Origin of the sequence: Roseateles asaccharophilus, from assembly GCF_031458115.1 — a bacterium.
In the GTDB taxonomy this organism is placed as follows: Bacteria; Pseudomonadota; Gammaproteobacteria; order Burkholderiales; family Burkholderiaceae_C; genus Pelomonas; species Pelomonas asaccharophilus_A.
Map to the genome: position 1 here is coordinate 103,866 of NZ_JAVDXV010000002.1, position 19,255 is coordinate 123,120.

A 19,255-nucleotide genomic window follows, 5' to 3' on the forward strand; every position below is an offset into this window, starting at 1 on the left:
CATCAGGTCCAGTTCGGCTTCGGCGCGACCAGCGGTGCGGTGGCATTGGCCTTGGGCCACACGACCTCGAACTCGCCCTTCTGCCACTGCCCCACCGTGCCCGGCGTGCCGACGTTCTCGCTGCCCGCGAACTTCACCTTGCCGAGGATGGTGGCGTGCTCCGTGCCGGCCACGTAGTCGCGGATGGCCTTGCGATCCAGGCCGACCTTGGCGACGGCAGCGGTCAGGATCTCCAGCGACGCCCAGCAGGCGCCGCTGGCCCAGCGGTCGGGCTCCTTCTGTGCGCTGAACTTCTTCACATGGGCATCGAAATAGGCCTTGGCGGCCGGGCTGGTCTTGCCGTTCCACGAGCCCATGCCCAGCACGCCCTCGGCGCCGGCCTGCATGACGTTGCGGTACAGCTGGAAGGCCGTGCCCACCGAGCCATAGAAGAACTTCGGGTTGAAGGCTATCTCCTTGGCCTGGCGGCTGGCCAGGATGGTGTCGGGCGGGTAGGTCAGGCCGATGAAGGCATCGGGGGCCTTGTCCTTCATGGAGCGCAGCACCGGCGACAAGTCCTTCACGCCCAGCGGGTAGCTCTTGTCCTCCACCAGGCTGATGCCCGTGCCCTGCAGCGCCACCTTCAGCGCGGCGTAGTTCTCCAGGCCGAAGAGGTCGTCCACATAGATGGTGGCGACCGTCTTCACGCCCTGCGCCTTGAGCAGGTCGACCAGCGCGTTCATCATCGGCGCGGGCTGCTGCAGCACCGAGAAGAAGCAGGGCAGCTTCATCTCGATCAGCCGGCGCGACAGCGCCGTGGGTGCCAGCAGCGGGTAGCCATGGCGGTTGGCCAGCGGCGCGACGGCGAAGTTGGCGTTGCTGCCCCAGGGCGGCAGCACCAGGTCCACCTTGTCGCTGCCCATCAGCTTCTCGTAGGTGCGCACGCAGGTTTCGATGTTGCTCTGGTCGTCGCTGCTGATCAGCTCGATGGGCCGGCGCGTGCCCTTCACGTTCAGGCCGCCGGCGGCGTTCTGCTGCTCGGCCCACAGCAGGTAGTTGGGTTCCTGGCTGACCTGGGCGCCGGTGGTCCACGGCCCCGTGCGGGCGATCGCGTAGCCGATGCGCACCGGCGCGGCCTGGGCGCGGACGACGGGCGGGAAGGCCAGCGCGGCGGGGGTGGCGGCGAGCGCCTGGACGACGGTGCGGCGAGTGCTCATGGGTCTTGTCTCCGTGTTGAGCTTCGGCTCGAGGTGGCCGATGGGGCGAATTCTTCGCAGCCGCCCCCCAGGCCGCTTTGCCGCCTGCGCACCGCGGCTTGTCGATCCGTGCAGACCGTCTAGGGCTTACCCGATCCCGCTGGTTCCCGGCCTTGGCGGGCCGGGGAGGGCCCCGCTACGCTTGGCGCCATGGCCCATCCCGCCGTCACCACGATGAACACCGACCAGGTCTCGCCGGCCGAGCGGCCGGGGTTCTGGGCGGATTGGATCCACCGCCTGTTCCACGGCCTGGACTCGGATTTCTACGGGGACGAAGGCTTCGACGGCCGCATGGCCAGCGTGCGCGCCGGTGACGTGGTGCTGACCCGGCTGGAGGCCAGCCGCCACCGCGTGCTGCGCTCCAGCGCGCAGGTGCGGCAGTCGGAGGTGGGTTACCTGAAGATCGTCGCGCCCTGGGTGGGCTGCGCCGGCGTCGAGCAGAAGGGCCGCGAGGCCTGGGTCAGCGCCGACCAGTGGAGCATCTACGACACCACCGACAGCTATGCCGTGGCCAACCCGGTGCGGGCGGAGCACCTCATCGTCATGCTGCCGCGCGACCGCCTCGTGGAGCGCGGCCTGGCGCTGGACCCGCTGATGGCGCGCCGCCTGGGCGGCAGCGGCGGCGTGGCCCGCATCGCGCTGGAGACGATGCGCAACGCCTACCGCGAGCTGCCCGGCATGTCCGAGACCGCCGCGCGCGGCGTGGGCGACGCGATCACGCAGCTGGTGCACCTGGCCATGCTGGACCTGGCCGGCATCGGCACCGCGCAGACGCAGCGCGAAGCGTTGCGCGAACGCATCAAGCAGCATGTGGGCGAGCGCCTGGGTGACCCGGGGCTGACGGTGGACGGCATCGCGCTGGCACTGAACTGCAGCCGCCGCCAGCTCTACAACGCGTTTGCCGAGGAACCGGACGGCGTGGCCGGCTACATCCTGCACCGCCGCCTGGAGGGCTGCCGCCGCTGCCTGGACGACCGGGCGCAGGCGCATCGCTCCATCACGGAGATCGCCTTCGACTTCGGCTTCTCCAACATGGCGCACTTCAGCCGCGTGTTCCGCGCCCACCTGGGCCTGCCGCCCAGCGACTACCGGCGCGCCGCCGCGGCATAACCGCGTTATTGCTGAAACAGGCCGTTTGGGGCCTCAAACGTGACGGGTTTGGCGCTTGGACAGCCGCGTAGGCAATCTCCCTACATGCGGTTCCTGAAATGGCGGCGGCGACGTGCCGCCTTGTCCGCCTGTTAGACAGACCGCTCAGCGACGAAGATTTGCTCCGTTAGCACACGGGCACGATCCAACGTGCCTCGGACATTCTGTCGGGGAGATTGAAGATGAAAAAGCTGAACGTCCTCGCCGCGCTGCTGCTGCCCCTGCTGGCTCAAGCCGGTACCGCCGGCAACAGCTTCCAGGTCACCGCCACCGTCACCAGCGCCTGCACGGTGTCGGGCACGACGCTGAACTTCGGCTCCGCCATCGACCCCCTGGCCACCGCCACGCCGCTGGACGCCACGTCCACGCTGAGCGTGACCTGCACCAACACCACGCCCTACACCGTGGCGCTGAACGCAGGCGCCAACGCCGGCGGCGCGTCCAACTTCGGCTCCCGCACGATGAAGAGCGGCAGCAACACGCTGGCCTACCAGCTCTACGTCGACGCCGGCCGCTCCTCCGTCTGGGGCGACGGCACGTCCAGCAGCAGCACATCGGCCGGCACCGGCACGGGCAGCGCCCAGACCCTGACCATCTACGGCCGCTTGCCCTCACTTGCCAATGTCGTCCCGGGGAGCTACACCGACACCGTGACCGTCACTGTCAGCTATTGATGGGGGTTAGCCATGAAGCGCTTTTTCAAGCTGCTGGGTATTTACCTGCTGGTGTCCTTGTGGTCGTTCTCGGTGCGCGCCGCCGACGTGACGTTGATGCCCGTCGCCGTCAAGCTCGACCGCGCCAATGACCGCGCCACCGTCCAGGTCATGAACAACGGCCAGGAGCCGGTGCTGATGCAGGCCGAGGCCATTGCCTGGAACCGCGTGGGTGGCATCGACATCGACGGGCCTACCACCGACGTCATCGTCAACCCGCCGGTCTTCACCGTGCAGCCGGGCCAGACGCAGGTGCTGCGCCTGGGTTTGCGCCGTTCGCAACAGCTGGAGCAGGAAGCCACCTACCGCATCGTGCTGCGCGAGGTGCCCATGCCGCGGCCGTCGGACGTGCTGAACGTGGCCGGCAGCGTGCGCGTGCTGGTCGCGCTGCGCGTGCCGGTCTATGTGGCGCCGGCGCAGGTCAAGCGCGGCGAGCAGTGGAAGGTCACCCGCGCGCCCAACGGCGAGCTGCTGGCCCAGGTGTCCAACACGGGCAACGTGCACGTCAAGGTGTCGGAGCTGCGCCTGCAGGGCGAGGGCGGCACCGCGCTGGCGTCGCTGGCCCAGAAGGGCAGCCATTCGGTCATTTTTCCGGGAGAGCAGCGCACCTTCCGGCTGCCCGCCACTGCACAGGCCACGCAGGTGCTGGTGCAGACCGATGAGGGCCAGCAGGTGGTCGCGTTGAACGAGCCTCGGGAGGTCAAGCCCTGAAATCCGCCTGCGCGGCCTCGGCTGCGGCGCTGCTGATCGCCACCGCGGCATCGGCACAGGCGCCCGTTCGCCCCCAGTGGGGCGAGACGCTGCTGCTGGCCCTGCGGGTCAACAGCGTGGCCCAGGACGGCATGCTGCGCGCGGTGCGCCTGGCCGAGGGGCTGGCCATACCGCAATCCAACTGGGACGAGATGCACTTGCGCCTGCCCACCGCCGGAACCCGCCTCATCGACGGCGAGCAGCACGTGTTGCTCGCCACGGCCGGCCCGTTGCGCTGGCGCATCGACGAGGCCACGCAGACGCTGGAGGTCGACGCGCCGGCCTCGGCCTTCATGGGGCAGCGCATGGACCTGTCGTCCACCGCGCCGCGCGTGACCCGGCCGTCGGCCTGGGCCCCCTTCATCAACTACGACGCCCAGTGGCAGCACCGCACGGGCAGCCCCGCCGTGGCCGACGCGCTGTGGGAGCTGGGCCTGTTCGGCCCGCTGGGCGATGTCAGCAGCACCGGCCTGGCGCGCAGCGAGGGCCATGGCGTGCGGCTGGACACGCGCTGGCAGCGCGACGATCCCGCCCGGCTGGCGCGGCTGCGTGTGGGCGACACCATCAGCCAGGCCGGCTCCTGGGGCCGGGCGCTGCGCTATGGCGGCGTGCAATGGGGCACCGATTTCTCGCTGCAGCCCGGTTTCCTGAGTTTTCCGCTGCCGGCGCTGCGCGGCGAGGCGGCCCTGCCGTCCACGCTGGACGTCTACGTCAACAACAGCCAGCGCCTGCAAAGCCGGCTGCAGGCCGGTCCCTTCGACCTCAGCGAGCTGCCGGTCGTCACCGGCCAGGGCGAGATCCGCACCGTCGTGCGCGACCTGCTGGGCCGCGAGCAGGTCGTCATCACGCCGTACTACGTCAGCCCGGCGCTGCTGAAGCCCGGCCTCAGCGCCGTCAGCGTGGATGTGGGCATGGAGCGCGAGGACTACGGCATCGTCAGCAACCGCTACGGGCGGGCGCTGGCCAGCCTCACGCACCGGCGCGGCATCACGGACCGCTTCACGCGCGAGCTGCGCGCCGAGGCCAGCAGCGACCGCCAGGCCGTGGGCGCCGGCGGCTGGATGCTGTGGCCCAGCCTGGGCACGGCCAGCGCCGCCGCCGTGGCCAGCCATGCGCGCGGCAAGGGGGCCGGCTGGCTGTTGATGGCCGGCGTGGACCGCCAGGCGCGCGACTGGAGCGGTGGCGTGCAGCTGCGCCACGCCAGCCGCGGCTTCAGCCAGCTGGGCATGGAGCAGGGCAGCGCGCCGCGCACCGTGCTGACGGCGTCGGCCGGCACGTCCTGGCGGGGTCATTCCGTGGGTGTGAGCTGGGCCGAGCAGCGCGGCGGTCGCTTCGACAGCAAGCTGGCGCAGGTCAACTACGGCCGCGATATGGGGCGCTGGGGTTATCTGGGCTTCATCCTGCTGCGCGATTTCATGCGGGGTGGCAGCGGCACCTCGATGGGTCTGAGCTGGAGCCGGGCGCTGGACGAGCGCCACGGCATGGGTGTCAGCGTGCAACGCCAGCGCGCGCTGGATGGCGGCAACGACAACCTGCTGCAGGCCCAGGTGCAGCGCAATCCGGATTTCGGCGCCGGCCTGGGTTACCAGCTGCTGGCGGAGAGCGGCGGCCGCCAGATGGTGCAGGCGCAGTGGCAGGGCCAGCGTGCGGTGCTCAACGGTGGCGTCGCGCGGCGCAACCAGGATGTCGAGACGCGCGTGGGTGCCAGCGGCGGGCTGGCTTGGCTGGACGGCAGCGTGTTTGCCGGCCGGCGCATCGACGGCGGCATCGCGGTGGTGGACGTCGGCGGGCATGCGGGCGTGCGCGTCATGCATGACAACCAGATCGTGGCCAGCACCGACAAGCGCGGGCGCGCCTTCGTGTCCGGCTTGCGCGGCTACCAGCCCAATCGCGTAGGCGTCATGGCCGCAGACCTGCCGATGGACGTGGAACTGGACGCGCTGGAGATCCAGCTCACGCCGGCGGCCCGCAGCGCGGCGCTGATCGAGTTTCCGGTGCGGCGCGGCCGCGCCGCCGTGCTGCAGCTGATCGACCCCGCCGGCCGGGCCTTGCCGCCCGGCACCTGGCTGCAGGCGGTCGGGCAGACGCGCCAGTTCGCGGTCGGCTTCAATGGCCGCGCTTTCCTCTCCGGGCTGTTGCCGGGGCGCAGCCGCATCCACGCGGCCTGGGCCGATGGCCGCTGCCAGTTTGAATTGGAACTGCCGCCTGTCAGCGGCGATGATCTGCCCGACCTGGGCACGCTGATCTGCCGTTCCTCACCACCATGACAAGACTCATCTTCGTGCTGCTGTTGACCCTGCTGGCCTGGAGTGACCCGGCGCGGGCGCTTTGCCTGCCCGCCGTGTGCAGCTGCGGCGTGGCGACCACCAACGTCGCCTTCGGCACCTACAACCCGCTGGCCTATGGCAACACCGACTCGACCGGCAGCGTGCGCGTCAGCTGCGGCGGCGTGGCGGGGCTGCTGATCCCGTTCAACATCGCGATCAGCCCGGGCGGCGGCGGCAGCTACGCCGGGCGCCGCATGAGCAAGGGCGCCCACTACCTGAGCTACAACCTCTACACCGATTCGTCCTACACCACCATCTGGGGGGACGGCAGTGCCTCGTCGCAGCTGGTCAACGCCGGTGTGACGCTGGACGTGCTGGGCCTGTCGCCCACCCAGGTCTTCTGGATCTATGGCCGCCTGCCGGGCCGGCAGCTGACGGCCGTGCCCGGCGTCTACGCCGACACCATCAACGTGACGCTGACCTACTACTGAGGCCGAACAGCCGGAACGTCGGGTTCGCCAGCGCCGTGCCGGCCTGCGCGTCGTAGGCTTTGCGCAGCGTCGCGTCGTCGCGGTGGCGCAGGTAGGTCGCCAGCAGCGGCAGCATGCTGGCGCGGTCGGCGTCGTGGATGTCCTTCTTCGGCCAGACCTTGGCGGGGTCGGCGTACGGCGCGATGTAGGCCAGCGCGCCGCGCAGGCTGCGGCCATCGGGCGAGACATGGCCCCACCAGTCCACGCCGACGCGGTCGGCCAGCTGCGCGCAGATCAGCAGCGCCTCCAGGTTGAAGACGGAGTAGTCCAGCGAGCGCGTGCGAGCCAGCTCGTGCGGCTGGCTGCCGTCGGGCGCGATGTGGGCCGCGAGGCGCGTCGTCAGGCCGCGCTGCAGGATGGCCTTGGCATCGTCGTTGCGGCCCAGCACCAGCGCCAGGTGGGCCGCCTGCGCGTCGTACCAGCTACCGTGGTTGTTGTGCTCGCCTTCCTCGTCGCGGCCGTTCTTGCTGGTGCGCAGCCAGGTGTAGAAGTCGCCCAGCCAGGCCTTCATCGCGGCACGGTCCTGCGCCGTCCAGGCGTTGGATTCGCCCAGCATTGCCAGGCCCTCGTTGATGTGGATGAGCCAGCGGGCCTCGATGATGCCGATGCCGCGCCCGGTGGTGATGCCGGGGATGGCCTGCGCATGCTGGAAGTTGGCGTTCATGCGCGTGGCCGGGTCCAGGAACCACGCGCGGGTGAGACGAGCAGCCTGCGTGGCATAGCGCTCGTCGCGCGTGAACCAGTAGGCCAGGCCCAGCGTCTCCACCGCCGCGCCCAGGCGGGCCAGCGCGAGACTGTCGCTGCCCCGGGCCATCTCTGGGTTGCGGTCGCCATCGCGGCGGATGTAGGGCAGGCCGTCGGGCTTGGCCGGGTCGGGCCACCAGTAGGGGCCGAAGCTCAGGAAGTCGTGCTTGTCACCGCTGGCCGGGGTCAGCGTCTTGTTCAGCACCGACTCGGGCGTCATCGCCAGGGCCTTGTCGGCCTTGGTGATCAACGCCTTCAATGCGGGTTGATCCTGAGCCGTGGTGACGTCAGTGGGAATGAGCAGCTGCGCCGCCGCGGGCGCGGCGTGCAGCGCCAGGGCAAGAAGGAGAGGAATCAGTTTCATGGTCAGAACTTTGCCCTCACGCCGATGGAGAAGCGTCGTTCCGACAGCGCATAGCTGTTCAGCGCGACAGCGCCGATCTGGCTGAACTCGACGGTGGCGGACTTCTTCGGGTTCAGATTCTGCGCATTGAAGTTGACGGACAGCTGCTTGCTGAACTCGTAGCCGAACTGCACGTCGAGTTGCTGGCGCTTGTCGACATAGTCGGCCCGGCCCTGCGTGAACGCGAACGCCGCCTTGTCGCGTGCGTTGAACGCGATGCGCGCGCTGATGGGGCCGCTCTCGTACAGGCCGATAAGGTTGTAGCTGTGCCTGGACACGCCGATCAGCGGCATGCCGCCGTCGCCCTGGCCGTCGGAGAAGGTGTAGTTGGCGATGACGCCCAGCCCGTTGAACGGCGCGGGCAGGAAGTCGAAGAAGCGCTGCACGCCCAGCTCGAAGCCCTTGACGCGCGCGCGGCCGACGTTGGACGGGCGGGTGTAGGGGATCTCGCCCAACTGCTCGAAGCCGACGAAGGACTGCAGCACGGTGTTGTCGGCCTGCACGTTGCTGACCTTCTTGCTGAACACCGAGCCCGACAGCAGCGCGCTGCGCGCGCCGTACAGCTCGAAGGAGGCGTCCAGGTTGTTGGACAGCGTGGGCTTCAGCGACGCGTTGCCGCCGGTGGCCGTGCGGTTGCTGATGTTGACGAAGGTGGACGGCGCCAGCTCGGCGATGCCGGCCTGCTGCATGGTCTTGCTGGCCGACAGCCGCACCATGAAGTCGCGCGTGAAGTGGAAGACGATGTTGGCGCTGGGCAGCGTGTTGTTGTAGCGGCTCTCGTCGTGCGCAGGGATCAGCGTGGCGCCCTGCGTCAGCGTGTCCACGCCGAAGCGGGTGCGGATGTGGCGCACGCCGGCGTTGGCGGCGTAGGTCACGTCGCCGATCTCGCCTTCGAAGTCGGCCATCAGGTACAGCGCGGTGGCCTTCTCCTTCAGGTTGTAGTCGCGTGCGGCGTTGGGCAGCAGCGGCAGGCCGCCGGAGGCGCGCTGCAGGATGTAGGCGTCGTCGGCGATGGTGGTCAGGAAGGGCCGTGGGAAGGCGACGTCGATGCCGGACAGGAACTCGCCGGGCACGGTGCTCGTCCAGTACGGCCGCACCTCGGCCAGCGTGGGCGTGACCTGGCTGCGGTAGGCGTTGGACACGGCGTGCAGGTCGCGCAGGCGCACGCCGGCGGAGATGCTCTTCAGCATGCCGTCCTCGAAGTCGTAGGTCGCGTCCAGCTTGCCGACCTTCTCGTCCATCTGCGCTTCCAGCAGGTTGGCGCGCACCCCATTGGTGGCGATCTTGTAGTTGGCCGGGTCGGCGGCATTGAATGTGCCCAGGTCCAGGCTGGGCATGGGGCCGGCGCGGTAGTCGAATTTCCCCGGCACATTGGCGTTGATGGAGTCGATGGTGATCTGGCGGATCGTCTGCTCCAGCGTGCCGCGGCTGGCGCTGTACTCGGGGCGCAGCGTCAGGCTGTTGACGGGGCGCCATTTGGCGCTGAACGCGCCCAGCATGCTCTGAGTGGGTTCGGCGCGGTGCAGGCCGGCCTGCTGCAGGCTGCCCAGCGAGTTGCCGGCGACGATGAAGTTGCTGTCGAACACCGGGTTGGTGATGGCCTTGCCGGTGTAGCGCCAGGACAGGAAGTCCTGCAGCCGGTCGGTCTTGAGCTTGGAGTAGATGGTCTCGAGCTTGAACTCCAGCTCCGGCGCCAGGCGCAGTTGCGCCTCGGCCGTGACGCCCAGCCGCGAGCGGTCCACGGTGAACTGCTCGTACTGCAGCCGGTCGCCGCTGATGTCGGCCTTGCCGTCGTTGTTCAGGTCGGCAGTGGCGCCGGTGCGGTCGAAGAAGTTGTTGCGCTCGAAGGCCTGGGTCTTGGTCACGCGTTGCGTCGAGTCCACGGCCAGCAGCAGGCCCAGCTTGCGGTCGAAGAACTGCTGCGCCACCAGGGCCGAGACCACCGGCTTGGTCTTGCCGGCTTCCTCCGAATACTCCGCCGCGCCGCGCAGCGCCACGGTGAAGCCGCGGAAATCCAGCGGGTCGGGCGTGACGAGGTTGACCGAGCCCGACAGGCCGCCTTCCACCTGCGAAGCGATGGGCGACTTGCGCACCTCCAGCCGGCCGAACAGGCCCGAGGGCACGGTGTCCAGCCCGGAGTTGCGGCCCAGCTGCTCGTTCTCCGGCGGCGACAGGCGCGCCGAGTAGCCCAGCAGCGTGCGGCCATCCACCTCCACGCGCACCAGCGGCAGGCCGCGGATGGACACCGACTGGCCCTCGCCGAACACGCGCGTCACCTGCACGCCGGTCACGCGCTGCAGCGCCTCGGCCACGTTGGCGTCGGGCAGCTTGCCCACGTCTTCGGAGGTGATGACGTCCAGCACCTGCGGCGCCTCGCGCTTGATCTCGTTGGCGCGCTGCAGCGAGCTGCGGATGCCCGTGATGACGACGGTGTCCAGCTCCTTCTTGGGCTCGGCGGCGGGCGGCGTCTGGGCCTGGGCGGCGCCGGCCAGCGCCAGCACGGCGACGGTCACGGGCTTGAGGGTGGGATGGCGGCTCATGTTCTTGTCTCCAGGTGATTGTTTTATGGATGGACGGTGGCCCGGCCGGCCTGGCCGTAGGTGATGGACCACGAAAGCGTCAGCGGCTCGTGGAAGGTGAACGGGGCGCGGCTGCAATGCACCCGCGTCTTCATCGGCCCGCTGGGCGACTTGAAGCCGTCGTCGGGGCGCGTGGGGCTGGCGCTGCAGTGCTCGAAGCCCTGCGCCTCGAAGCGCTGCACGCGGCCGCGCTCGAAGTGGGTCGCACCGGCCTCGGTGCGCGGGCCCGCGGAGAACGACAGGAACTCCAGGTCCAGCGCCCGCACCTCCAGCGGCTGTGCGGGCGTGTAGGTGTCGGTGCGCGTGATGCGGCCCGGTGCGAAGTCGTAGCGCGTGCTGACGCGGATGCGCGCGTCCTCCACCGGCGCATAGCCGCCCAGCTGGTTCAGTGCGTCCTGCTCGTAGCGCACCCAGTGATGGCCGCCCTCGCTGCCGTGCGCGATACGCTGCATGAAGGACGTGCCCATCAGCTGCGAGCCGTCGGCCAGCGTGAACTTCGGTAGCAACTGCGCATGCGCCGGGCCGCTGTCGGCGATGCCGGCGACGATGTCCTCCGCGAATGGCAGCGGGTAGTAGGGGCTGTTGCTGTGCTGGCTCTTGCCGCCGTTGATGAGGGGCAGCGTGAAGACGTCGGTCTCGTCTCGGCAGATGACCAGCGCGCGCTCGTGCCGGCCGCGGGCAAACCAGGTCAGCGAGAAGTCGGGCTGCGTGCGGGCCAGCCAGGCCTGCAGGTCGGGCTGTGGCTCGCGGCCTTCAAAGCCCGCGTCGCTCCACAGCGCATTGGCCGAGATGAACTGGTGGATCAGCGAGAAGTTCTCGCCCAGGATGCGGTGCTTGGCGCGGTAGAGGTCGGTGCGCCGGCCCTTGCCCCACATGTCCACCGAGTGCATGGCCGGGTCGAACCAGAAGTCCAGGTACCTGGCCACGCCGTGGCAGGCGTAGGTGTAGGCGTAGTGCTTCTCCTCGTCGGTCAGCACGTTAAGGTAGGCGGCGACGGACAGAATCTCCACCGCGCCGCTGTCCCCGTAGGGCCCGATGCTGCGGCCGAAGCAGAAGCCGCGGCCCGACGCGTGGGCGAGGTTCAGCACCACATCGGCCGCGCGGCGCAGCAGCCGCTTCAGCCGCTCGGGCACCGCCAGGCCGGTCAGCACGAAGCGCTGGCAGATCTCGGCGATCAGCAGGATGCTGTAGCGATCGAAGCGGCCCTCGCCCTCGGTCTCGTCGGAGAAGCCGAACTCGCCGGAGTAGCGGTCGTAGTGGGCCAGCGTCTTGTCCAGCAGGCTGGCGGCGTGTTCCTCGCCCTCCCAGCCCAGCATCATGCGCAGCCGCGCGACGGCGAAGGCGACGCCGTAGTAGTTGGTGGGCAGGTCGATCAGCGTGAGGTCGGCCTCGCGCACGAAGGTGCGCCAGTCCAGCTTGCGGCGCAGCGTGGCCAGCGCTTCGGGGGCGAGTGCGCGGTCCAGCAGGCCGGCCTGCTGCAGCTTGGTCAGCGCCAGCAGGTAGTAATAGATGCCCCAGCTCTGGTTCTCCATCGCCAGCGTCAGGTCGGCGATGTCGCGGTAGGTCTGCAGCCGCTCGGGCAGTTCGGGGGCATCGGCCGGGGTGTTCAGCACCACATGGCCCAAGCCCAGCGCGATCTTGCCGGGCAGGAACAGGTCGTTGCTCTGCAGCGCGGGCACGCCGTCCAGCGTGACGTTGCCGCGTTCCTGGCGCAGCTTCCCGAAGAAGAAGCCCAGCTGCGGCAGCAACTGCTCGCGCACCAGGCGGTCCAGCGGCACGTAGGCCAGCGGGGGTAGGTGGGGGATGTGCATGTCGCCGGGTCCCTCAGCGCGCCAGCCAGCCGCCGTCGACGGCCAGCGTGTAGCCGTGGACGTAGTCGGACGCCTGCGAGGCCAGGAACACGACCGGCCCGGCCATGTCGGATGGCGTGCCCCAGCGGCCGCTGGGGATGCGCGCGGTGATCGCGGCGTTGCGCGCCTCGTCCGCCCGCAGCGCGGCCGTGTTGTTCGTGGCCATGTAGCCCGGCGCGATGGCATTGACATTGATGCCGTGCGCGGCCCATTCGTTGGCCAGCGCCTTGGTCAGCCCCATCACGCCGCTCTTGGACGCCGTGTACGACGGCACGCGGATGCCGCCCTGGAACGACAGCATGGACGCGACGTTGATGATCTTGCCGCCGCGGCCCTGCGCCATGCACAGCTTGGCCATCGCCTGGGACAGGAAGAACGCGGACTTGAGGTTGACGTCGATGACCTCGTCCCAGTCGCGCTCGCCGAAGTCGATCGCGTCTTCGCGGCGGATGATGCCGGCGTTGTTGACGAGGATGTCGATGCGGCCGCTCAGCGCCAGCGCCTGGGTGATGAGCGACGGGATGCGGCCGATGTCGGCCATGTCGGCGCGCAGGTCCAGGAAGCGCCGGCCCAGCGCCTCGACGGCCTGGCGCGTGTCCTCCGGCGCGCTCTGGTTGATGCCGACGACGTCGGCACCCGCCTCGGCCAGCGCGATGGCCATGCCCTGGCCGAGGCCGGTATTGCAGCCGGTGACGATGGCCACCTGGCCCTTCAACTGGAACAGATCGAACTTCATCCGTGACTCTTCTTTCGGGCGCTTTCAGGCCGCCTGGGTTGATCGATGTGGGGCAAGGTAAACGATTAACTTGTGTTGCGCAAATGGGCGAGATCATGAGCTCGGGAAAGTCACTAGTTCGGCCGAATCATTTGATTGAGACTAGGGTTTTTGCCAGGATTGCCTGTGCCGTCGATCAAGACAATGTCGGTTAATCGTTTGCGCAATTGGCGTCGAAATACGCCCCTGTCCCGATGAATCGACCTTCTCTTTCGAACCCCTGGCGGCGCCTGCGTCCGGCGCTGCTGGCGGCCCTGGCCGCGCTGGCACCGCCGATGGCGCAAGCCCAGCAAGACGTCGTGCGCGTCTGGACCCGCTCCTGGGCCGACGGCCGCAAGACCTACGACACCATCGCCGCGGCATTCACGGCCAAGACCGGTATCCGTGTCGAGTATTTCAACGCGACGACCGACTTCGAGCAGCGCGTGTCGCGCGCGGCGGCTGGCGGCGAACTGCCCGATCTCATCATCAACGACAGCGGCTCCACGGGGCAGTTCGTGCAGATGGGCCTGCTCGCGCCGCTGGACCGCGCCACGGTGCCCGGCGGCGCCGACCTGCACGAGCGCGCGTGGGAGGGTGCCAAGGGCTTCGACGGCAAGACCTATGGCGTGCCGACGTCGGCTCAGGCCAATGTGCTGTTCATCCGCAAGGACTGGCGCACCAGGCTCAAGCTGCCCGTGCCCACCACCTGGGCTGAGTTGGAGAAGCTCGCCGTGGCGTTCAAGACGCAGGACCCCGACGGCAACGGCAAGGCCGACACCTACGGCTTTGCGCTGCCCGGCTCCGCGCAGCGGGGCTATACCGCGTGGTTCATGAGCAGCTTCATCTGGCAGGGCGGCGGCGAGTTCATGCGCGCCGTGGCGCCGGGGCAGTTCAAGGCCACGGCCGACGAGGCTGGCACGATCGCGGGCGTGAACTTCGTGCGCCGCCTGCAATGCGAGCTGAAGGTCACGCAGCCCGGTGCGATGACCGCGGCCACCACCGAAGCCAACAAGGCCTTCATCTCCGGCCAGGCGGGCATCTACCTGTCGGGCCCGTATCACATCAGCCTGTTCGACCGCGAACCCGGGCGGGATCGCATCGAGGTGGTGCCCGCGCCGGCCGGCCCGGGCGGCCGCGCCGTGCTGGCCGGTGGCGAGGTGGCCTACTTTCCGAAGGCGGGCAAGAACAAGGCGGGAGCGATGAAGTTCGTCGAGTTCCTGATCTCGCCCGAGGGCCAGACGCTGGGCATGAAGTCCACCAGCGGCGGCCTGTCGGTCGTGCGGCTGCCGGTCAACAAGAAGATCGACGCGGCCCAGGTGCATGCCGATCCACGCTGGCAGATCGTCGCGCAGGAGTACGCCCAGCACGGCCGCACGCAACCCGCCGTGCCCAATTGGACGCGCATGCAGCAACTGGTGGCCGAGGGGCTGAACGCGACGCTGTCGCGCTGTGGCAGCGACGTGGCCACTGAGATGAAGCGGCTGAACACCCGAATCAACCAGGAGCTGGCGACGCAGAAGGCGCTGGCCAAGCCATGAGCAGCACATCCCCGAAACGCGCCGGCCGCTGGCGCGAGTTCCTCGTCCCGGCGCTGTTCCTCGCGCCGGCGCTGCTGGTGTTCACGTGGTTCAAGTTCATCCCGATGGCGCGCGGCCTGCAGATGAGCTTCTATGAGGTCAATTTCGGCAGCGACAGCCGTTGGGTGGGCCTGGACAACTTCCGCCGCGTGTTCGCCGACGAGGCGTTGGGCGAGGCCGCGTTGAACACATTGCTGTACGTGGGTTGCACCGTCACCGCGTCGGCCTTCCTCGCGCTGCTGCTGGCGCTGGCGCTGCAGGGCACGGCGCAGCATCTGCGGTTCATTCGCACGGCCATCTTCCTGCCGGCGGTGACCAGCGCGGCGGTGCTGGCGGAGATCTGGCGCATCCTCTACGCGCCCACGCCGGACGGCGTCGCCAACACGCTGCTGGGCTGGTTCGGCATCGCCGAGCAGGCCTTCCTGAACGACCCGGATTCGGCGCTGCGCTGGCTGATGGCCATGCATGTCTGGAAGCATGTGCCCTATGACACGGTCATCTTCGTCGCCGGCCTGGCCACCATCAACACCGAGCTGTACGACGCGTCGCACGTCGATGGCGCCAACGCGTGGCAGCGCTTCCGCTTCGTCACGGTGCCGGGTCTTGCTCACGCGATCACCATCGTCATGACACTGGGCCTCATCCGGGGCTTCCGCGTCTTCGCCGAGATCCACGCCACCACCGGCGGCGGCCCGGCCGGCGCCACCGAGGTCGTCATGACGCACATCTACAAGCTGGGCTTCGTGCACTTCGACTACGGCTACGCGGCCGCGGCGTCCGTCGTGCTGTTCGCCTTCACCGCCCTCATCACCGTGCTCTACCTGCAGTGGCGCAAGAGGAGCGAATCATGATCGCCCGCCGTTCAAGCCTCGTGGCGCGCTGGGCCTTCTACGCGCTGCTGCTCATCGTTTTTGTCGGGCCGTTCTGGGCCTTTGCCGTCACGGCGTTCAGCGGCGTCACGCTGCAGCCAGGGCGGCTGCTGATGTGGCCCGAGATGCCCACGCTGGAGAACTTCCACTACGCGTGGGTCAAGAGCCAGGTGTGGCGCTACCTGCTGAACTCCGTCATCGTCGTCACCATCGGCACGGTGCTGCAGGTCAGCGTCAGCGCGATGGCGGCGTACGCGCTGGCCCGCAAGAAGTTCCGCGGTGCGGCGGTGGTGTCGCTGCTGATCCTGTGCACCATGATGCTGCCCGAGGAGGTCATCGCGATCCCTCTGTACATCGTGCTGGGCAAGCTGCCGCTGCTGGACATCAGCCTGCTGAACAGCCATGCCGGCATGATCCTGCCGGTGGTGGGCTGGGCGTTCTCCATCTTCATGCTGACCGAGTTCATGAAGAAGGTGCCGCTGGAGCTGGAAGAGGCCGCCCGCGTGGACGGCGCCAACGAGTGGCAGATCTTCTGGGTCGTCATCCTGCCGCTGGTGAAGCCCGCGCTGGGCTCGGTGGCCGTGTTCGGCTTCATCATGATCTGGGACCAGTACCTGCTGCCCCTCATCGTCGCCAACCGCGAAGACCTCTACACGCTGCCCGTCGCGCTCGCCACCGTGCGCGCCGACGAGACCATGCCACCGGCCGTCTTCGTCGCCATCACGCTGATCGCGATGGCGCCGTCCATCCTCATCTATCTCGCCATGCAGAAGGCCTTCAACCGCGGCCTGCTGATGGGAGCCGTCAAGGGTTAAGCACACCATGTCATCCATCCGCCTGCGCAACGTCAGCAAGCGCTTCAACGACACCGAAGTCATCCGCGACGTCTCCGTCGATATCGCCGATGGCGAGTTCTGCGTGCTCGTGGGTCCCAGCGGCTCGGGCAAGTCCACGCTGCTGCGCCTCATCGCCGGGCTGGAAGCGCCCACCGACGGCCAGATCCACATCGGCGACCGCGATGTGACCTTCGAGCCGCCCAAGCAGCGCGACATCGCAATGGTGTTCCAGAGCTACGCGCTCTACCCGCAGATGACCGTGCGCGACAACATGGGCTTCGGTCTGCGCCTGGCCGGCGTCGACAAGAAGGAAGCTGCGGGCAAGGTCGACGTCGCCGCCGAGATGCTGGGCCTCACGCATCTGCTGGACCGCTACCCTCGCCAGCTCTCCGGCGGCCAGCGCCAGCGCGTGGCGATGGGCCGCGCGATCGTGCGCCAGCCGGCCGTCTACCTGTTCGACGAACCGCTGTCCAACCTCGACGCCGCACTGCGCGTGCAGGTGCGCGGCGAGATCGTGGACATGCACCAGCGCCTGCGCACCACGGCCGTCTACGTCACGCACGACCAGGTCGAGGCCATGTCCATGGGCGACCGCATCGTCGTGCTGCGCGACGGCCGCGTGGAGCAGACCGGCACGCCGCACGAGCTGTACCAGCGCCCGGCCAACCGCTTCGTTGCCGGCTTCATCGGCTCGCCGGCCATGAACCTGCTGGACGGCGAACTGGCCACCAACGGCGAGTTCGCCACCGCCGCGGGCCGCACCGCGCTGCCCATGGCGGTCGCCGCCGCGACCGGCCGCGCCACGCTGGGCCTGCGCCCCGAGCACTGCCAGGTGCTGCCCGCCGGCGGCGACGCCGCACCCGGCCTCGCGCTGGATGGCGACGTGCGCGGCCTGGAGTTCACAGGTGCCGACACGCTCGTGCAGGTGGACACCCCGCTGGGTACCGTCACGGCCATCTGCGACGACCGCAGCCCCTGGAAACGCGGCGACCGCGTGCGCATCAGCACGCCGCCCGACCGCCTGCATGTTTTCGACGGCCAGGGCCGTCGCGTCGCCGGCACCTGAACGAAGATTGCGCCCCCATGGCACCCACCACGCCCCGCCCGCCCACCATGCGCGACGTCGCCCGCACGGCCGGCGTCTCCACGGCCACCGTCTCGCGCTACGTGAATGGCCTGCAGCGCTTCACCGAGGCCACCGAGGCCCGGCTGCGCGAGGCCATTGACCAGCTCGGTTTTACGGTCGATCCCGTCGCGCGCAGCATGATCACCGGCCGCACGCACACGGTCGCGGTCGTCATCCTGGACATCCGCAACCCGCACTTCACCGGCATCGTCAAGGGCGCCAACCGCAAGGCCCAGCAGCTGGGCTACAACCTGCTGTTCGTCGACACTGGTGAACGCCAGAGCGCCGAGGCCGGCATGCTGCGCGAACTGAGCCGGCGTGTGGACGGGCTCATCGTCAGCTCCCGCATGCCGGATGCCGACCTGTCCACGCTGCGCGACCTCGACAAGCCGGTCGTCTTCTTCGGCCGCGCCAGCCAGGTGGGCGTGCACAGCGTCAGCGCCGACGGCCGCTCCGCCGCGGCCATGCTGGGCCGCCACCTCATCGACCTGGGCCACCGCCGTATCGCCTACCTGGGCTATGGGGCCGCGCGCTGGGATGCCGAGCGCAAGGCCGGCCTGACCGACGCGTTGCGCGAAGCGGGACTGGAGCCGATGTTCTTCAGCGCGGATTCACCCACGCTGGAGGCAGGCGAGAAATCCGTCGGCGAGGTGTTGATGGGCAGCGCCCGGCCCGACGCGGTCGTTTGCTACAACGACATGCTGGCGCTGGGCTTCATGAAGCAGGCCCAGGCGGCGGGCGTGCGCGTGCCCGAGCAGGTGTCGGTCGCGGGCTTCGACGACATCCCCTTCGCCCGCTTCAGCACGCCCACGTTGACGACTGTGGACATGCAGAGCGAGGCCATGGGCGAGCTGGCGCTGGAGCGCCTGATCGAGCTGATCGACGGCACGCTGGATGCCAGCGAGGAGATGTTGAAGCCGCGGCTGGTGCTGCGTCAGTCGACGGCGGCCAAGGTGCGGACCTGAGTCATTCGATGTTCTGCACCTGAACGTCGAGTTGGACGCCAAGTGCCTGTCAGATAAGGGACCTCTTGTCCCTAAGTCTCCTCGAACCCGACAATAAACCCCACATGTGGAGGCCGCTGTGGGTTAGGCGCACGCGGCGCCTTCACTGTAGCGGGTGCACGGTTAAACAGCCAGCGCGCGCGCCGGTTGAGCCAACTCAGTGACGAGCAAGTGGGCACCTGCGCGGTCCAGCACCTCCATCGACGCGCCATCGCGCTCACCAGCGCCGTTGCTGTTGACGAGTTCGGCCTCTTACGGCCGATGGTGCGTGAAGTGCTGCGGCACGTGGCTGCAGAGGGCTACCCGAGCTGGAGCGAGTCAGGACGGTGCGTTCATCGGCGAGGGCGCTGAGCAGAAACCCTTCCTTCAGCAGTTGACTTGGCGGCTCGTCGCAAAGAAGCTCAGCCGGGCTAGATGGGTTGTCCGTTCTGCAGCGACTGCAGACTTCGGGATACGCTGACGGTATGCCCGACTACAAGCTCGTTTGTGAAGTTCGCTACAAACTCGACCCCGATCGGCTGGACGAGTGTGCAGACTATGCCCGTACCTGGATCACCCTCATCCGCCGGCATGGAGGCGTCCACTACGGATTCTTCATGCCGCGCGAAGCGCCGGCCGGCTCGCCCGCGAGCTTCGCTGGGCTGGGCAGCACCGGTCCTGCGAATGAAGCCATCGCCCTGTTCGCGTTCCCCGACGATGAAGCCTACCGCAGCTACCGCGCAAGTGTGGCGACCGATCCCGAAGGAATAGAAGCCAATAGACGTTTTTCGGCCCCGCCATTTAGAAGCCATCGACGATGCTTTCTTGAGCCAGCGAGTGTGTAGGTTCACACCCGCGGAGGGCTGCATGCAGCCTGAAGCTGAAGT

At 68.7% G+C, this 19,255-nt stretch carries 16 protein-coding genes; 11 read left to right on the plus strand and 5 right to left on the minus strand.

What is annotated here, in order from left to right:
• Positions 1 to 2: 2 nt before the first annotated feature.
• The gene (locus tag J2X21_RS05005; RefSeq protein WP_310325680.1) at positions 3 to 1,196 is read right to left on the minus strand and encodes an amino acid ABC transporter substrate-binding protein; all 1,194 of its coding nucleotides are present in this window, start codon (positions 1,194 to 1,196) and stop codon (positions 3 to 5) included.
• Between the two features lie 189 nt (positions 1,197 to 1,385).
• Between J2X21_RS05005 and J2X21_RS05010 the strand changes: the two genes are divergently transcribed.
• From J2X21_RS05010 to J2X21_RS05030, 5 genes are all read left to right on the plus strand, one after another.
• Positions 1,386 to 2,345, plus strand: a complete 960-nt coding sequence (locus tag J2X21_RS05010) for an AraC-like ligand-binding domain-containing protein (protein WP_310325682.1) — start codon at positions 1,386 to 1,388, stop codon at positions 2,343 to 2,345.
• Positions 2,346 to 2,566: 221 nt separating this feature from the next.
• Positions 2,567 to 3,058, plus strand: coding sequence for a Csu type fimbrial protein (locus J2X21_RS05015; protein WP_310325684.1), 492 nt, complete (start codon positions 2,567 to 2,569; stop codon positions 3,056 to 3,058).
• A 12-nt stretch (positions 3,059 to 3,070) separates the two neighbouring features.
• Entirely contained in the window at positions 3,071 to 3,808 is a 738-nt protein-coding gene (locus J2X21_RS05020; protein ID WP_310325686.1) for a fimbrial biogenesis chaperone, read from the plus strand.
• Positions 3,809 to 3,924: 116 nt separating this feature from the next.
• The gene (locus J2X21_RS05025; RefSeq protein WP_310325688.1) at positions 3,925 to 6,114 is read left to right on the plus strand and encodes a fimbria/pilus outer membrane usher protein; all 2,190 of its coding nucleotides are present in this window, start codon (positions 3,925 to 3,927) and stop codon (positions 6,112 to 6,114) included.
• A complete protein-coding gene (locus J2X21_RS05030) occupies positions 6,111 to 6,605 on the plus strand; it encodes a Csu type fimbrial protein (protein ID WP_310325690.1) in 495 nt (164 codons plus the stop codon). Before J2X21_RS05025 ends, J2X21_RS05030 begins: the two co-directional genes overlap by 4 nt.
• On the opposite strand, the gene J2X21_RS05035 is transcribed toward J2X21_RS05030, so the two are convergent.
• Genes J2X21_RS05035 through kduD form a run of 4 tightly spaced genes read right to left on the minus strand, consistent with a single transcriptional unit; the run spans position 6,580 to position 12,956 of the window.
• On the minus strand, positions 6,580 to 7,752 hold the full coding sequence (locus J2X21_RS05035; protein ID WP_310325691.1) for an alginate lyase family protein: 1,173 nt from the start codon (positions 7,750 to 7,752) through the stop codon (positions 6,580 to 6,582). The genes J2X21_RS05030 and J2X21_RS05035 overlap by 26 nt on opposite strands.
• Positions 7,753 to 7,754: 2 nt before the next feature.
• Positions 7,755 to 10,331: a TonB-dependent receptor gene (locus tag J2X21_RS05040; RefSeq protein WP_310325694.1), complete on the minus strand. Its 2,577-nt coding sequence runs from the start codon at positions 10,329 to 10,331 to the stop codon at positions 7,755 to 7,757.
• Positions 10,332 to 10,354: 23 nt separating this feature from the next.
• Complete coding sequence (locus tag J2X21_RS05045) at positions 10,355 to 12,181, minus strand: hypothetical protein (protein WP_310325697.1); 1,827 nt, start codon at positions 12,179 to 12,181, stop codon at positions 10,355 to 10,357.
• Positions 12,182 to 12,194: 13 nt separating this feature from the next.
• Positions 12,195 to 12,956, minus strand: a complete 762-nt coding sequence (gene kduD / locus J2X21_RS05050; protein ID WP_310325700.1) for a 2-dehydro-3-deoxy-D-gluconate 5-dehydrogenase KduD — start codon at positions 12,954 to 12,956, stop codon at positions 12,195 to 12,197.
• Positions 12,957 to 13,189: 233 nt separating this feature from the next.
• On the opposite strand from kduD, the gene J2X21_RS05055 reads away from it, so the two are divergent.
• The 6 genes from J2X21_RS05055 to J2X21_RS05080 all read left to right on the plus strand — a co-directional run bounded on the left by J2X21_RS05055 (position 13,190) and on the right by J2X21_RS05080 (position 19,213).
• The gene (locus J2X21_RS05055; RefSeq protein ID WP_310325702.1) at positions 13,190 to 14,515 is read left to right on the plus strand and encodes an ABC transporter substrate-binding protein; all 1,326 of its coding nucleotides are present in this window, start codon (positions 13,190 to 13,192) and stop codon (positions 14,513 to 14,515) included.
• Positions 14,512 to 15,405, plus strand: a complete 894-nt coding sequence (locus tag J2X21_RS05060; protein WP_310325704.1) for a carbohydrate ABC transporter permease — start codon at positions 14,512 to 14,514, stop codon at positions 15,403 to 15,405. The genes J2X21_RS05055 and J2X21_RS05060 overlap by 4 nt, the downstream gene beginning before the upstream one ends.
• Positions 15,402 to 16,238: a carbohydrate ABC transporter permease gene (locus J2X21_RS05065; RefSeq protein WP_310325706.1), complete on the plus strand. Its 837-nt coding sequence runs from the start codon at positions 15,402 to 15,404 to the stop codon at positions 16,236 to 16,238. The genes J2X21_RS05060 and J2X21_RS05065 overlap by 4 nt, the downstream gene beginning before the upstream one ends.
• Before the next feature lie 7 nt (positions 16,239 to 16,245).
• A complete protein-coding gene (locus tag J2X21_RS05070) occupies positions 16,246 to 17,325 on the plus strand; it encodes an ABC transporter ATP-binding protein (RefSeq protein WP_310325709.1) in 1,080 nt (359 codons plus the stop codon).
• Between the two features lie 17 nt (positions 17,326 to 17,342).
• Entirely contained in the window at positions 17,343 to 18,350 is a 1,008-nt protein-coding gene (locus J2X21_RS05075; protein ID WP_310325712.1) for a LacI family DNA-binding transcriptional regulator, read from the plus strand.
• A 503-nt stretch (positions 18,351 to 18,853) separates the two neighbouring features.
• Positions 18,854 to 19,213 carry an NIPSNAP family protein gene (locus J2X21_RS05080; protein ID WP_310325714.1) on the plus strand — a complete coding sequence of 120 codons (360 nt, stop codon included), beginning with the start codon at positions 18,854 to 18,856 and terminating at the stop codon, positions 19,211 to 19,213.
• Positions 19,214 to 19,255 lie beyond the last annotated feature (42 nt).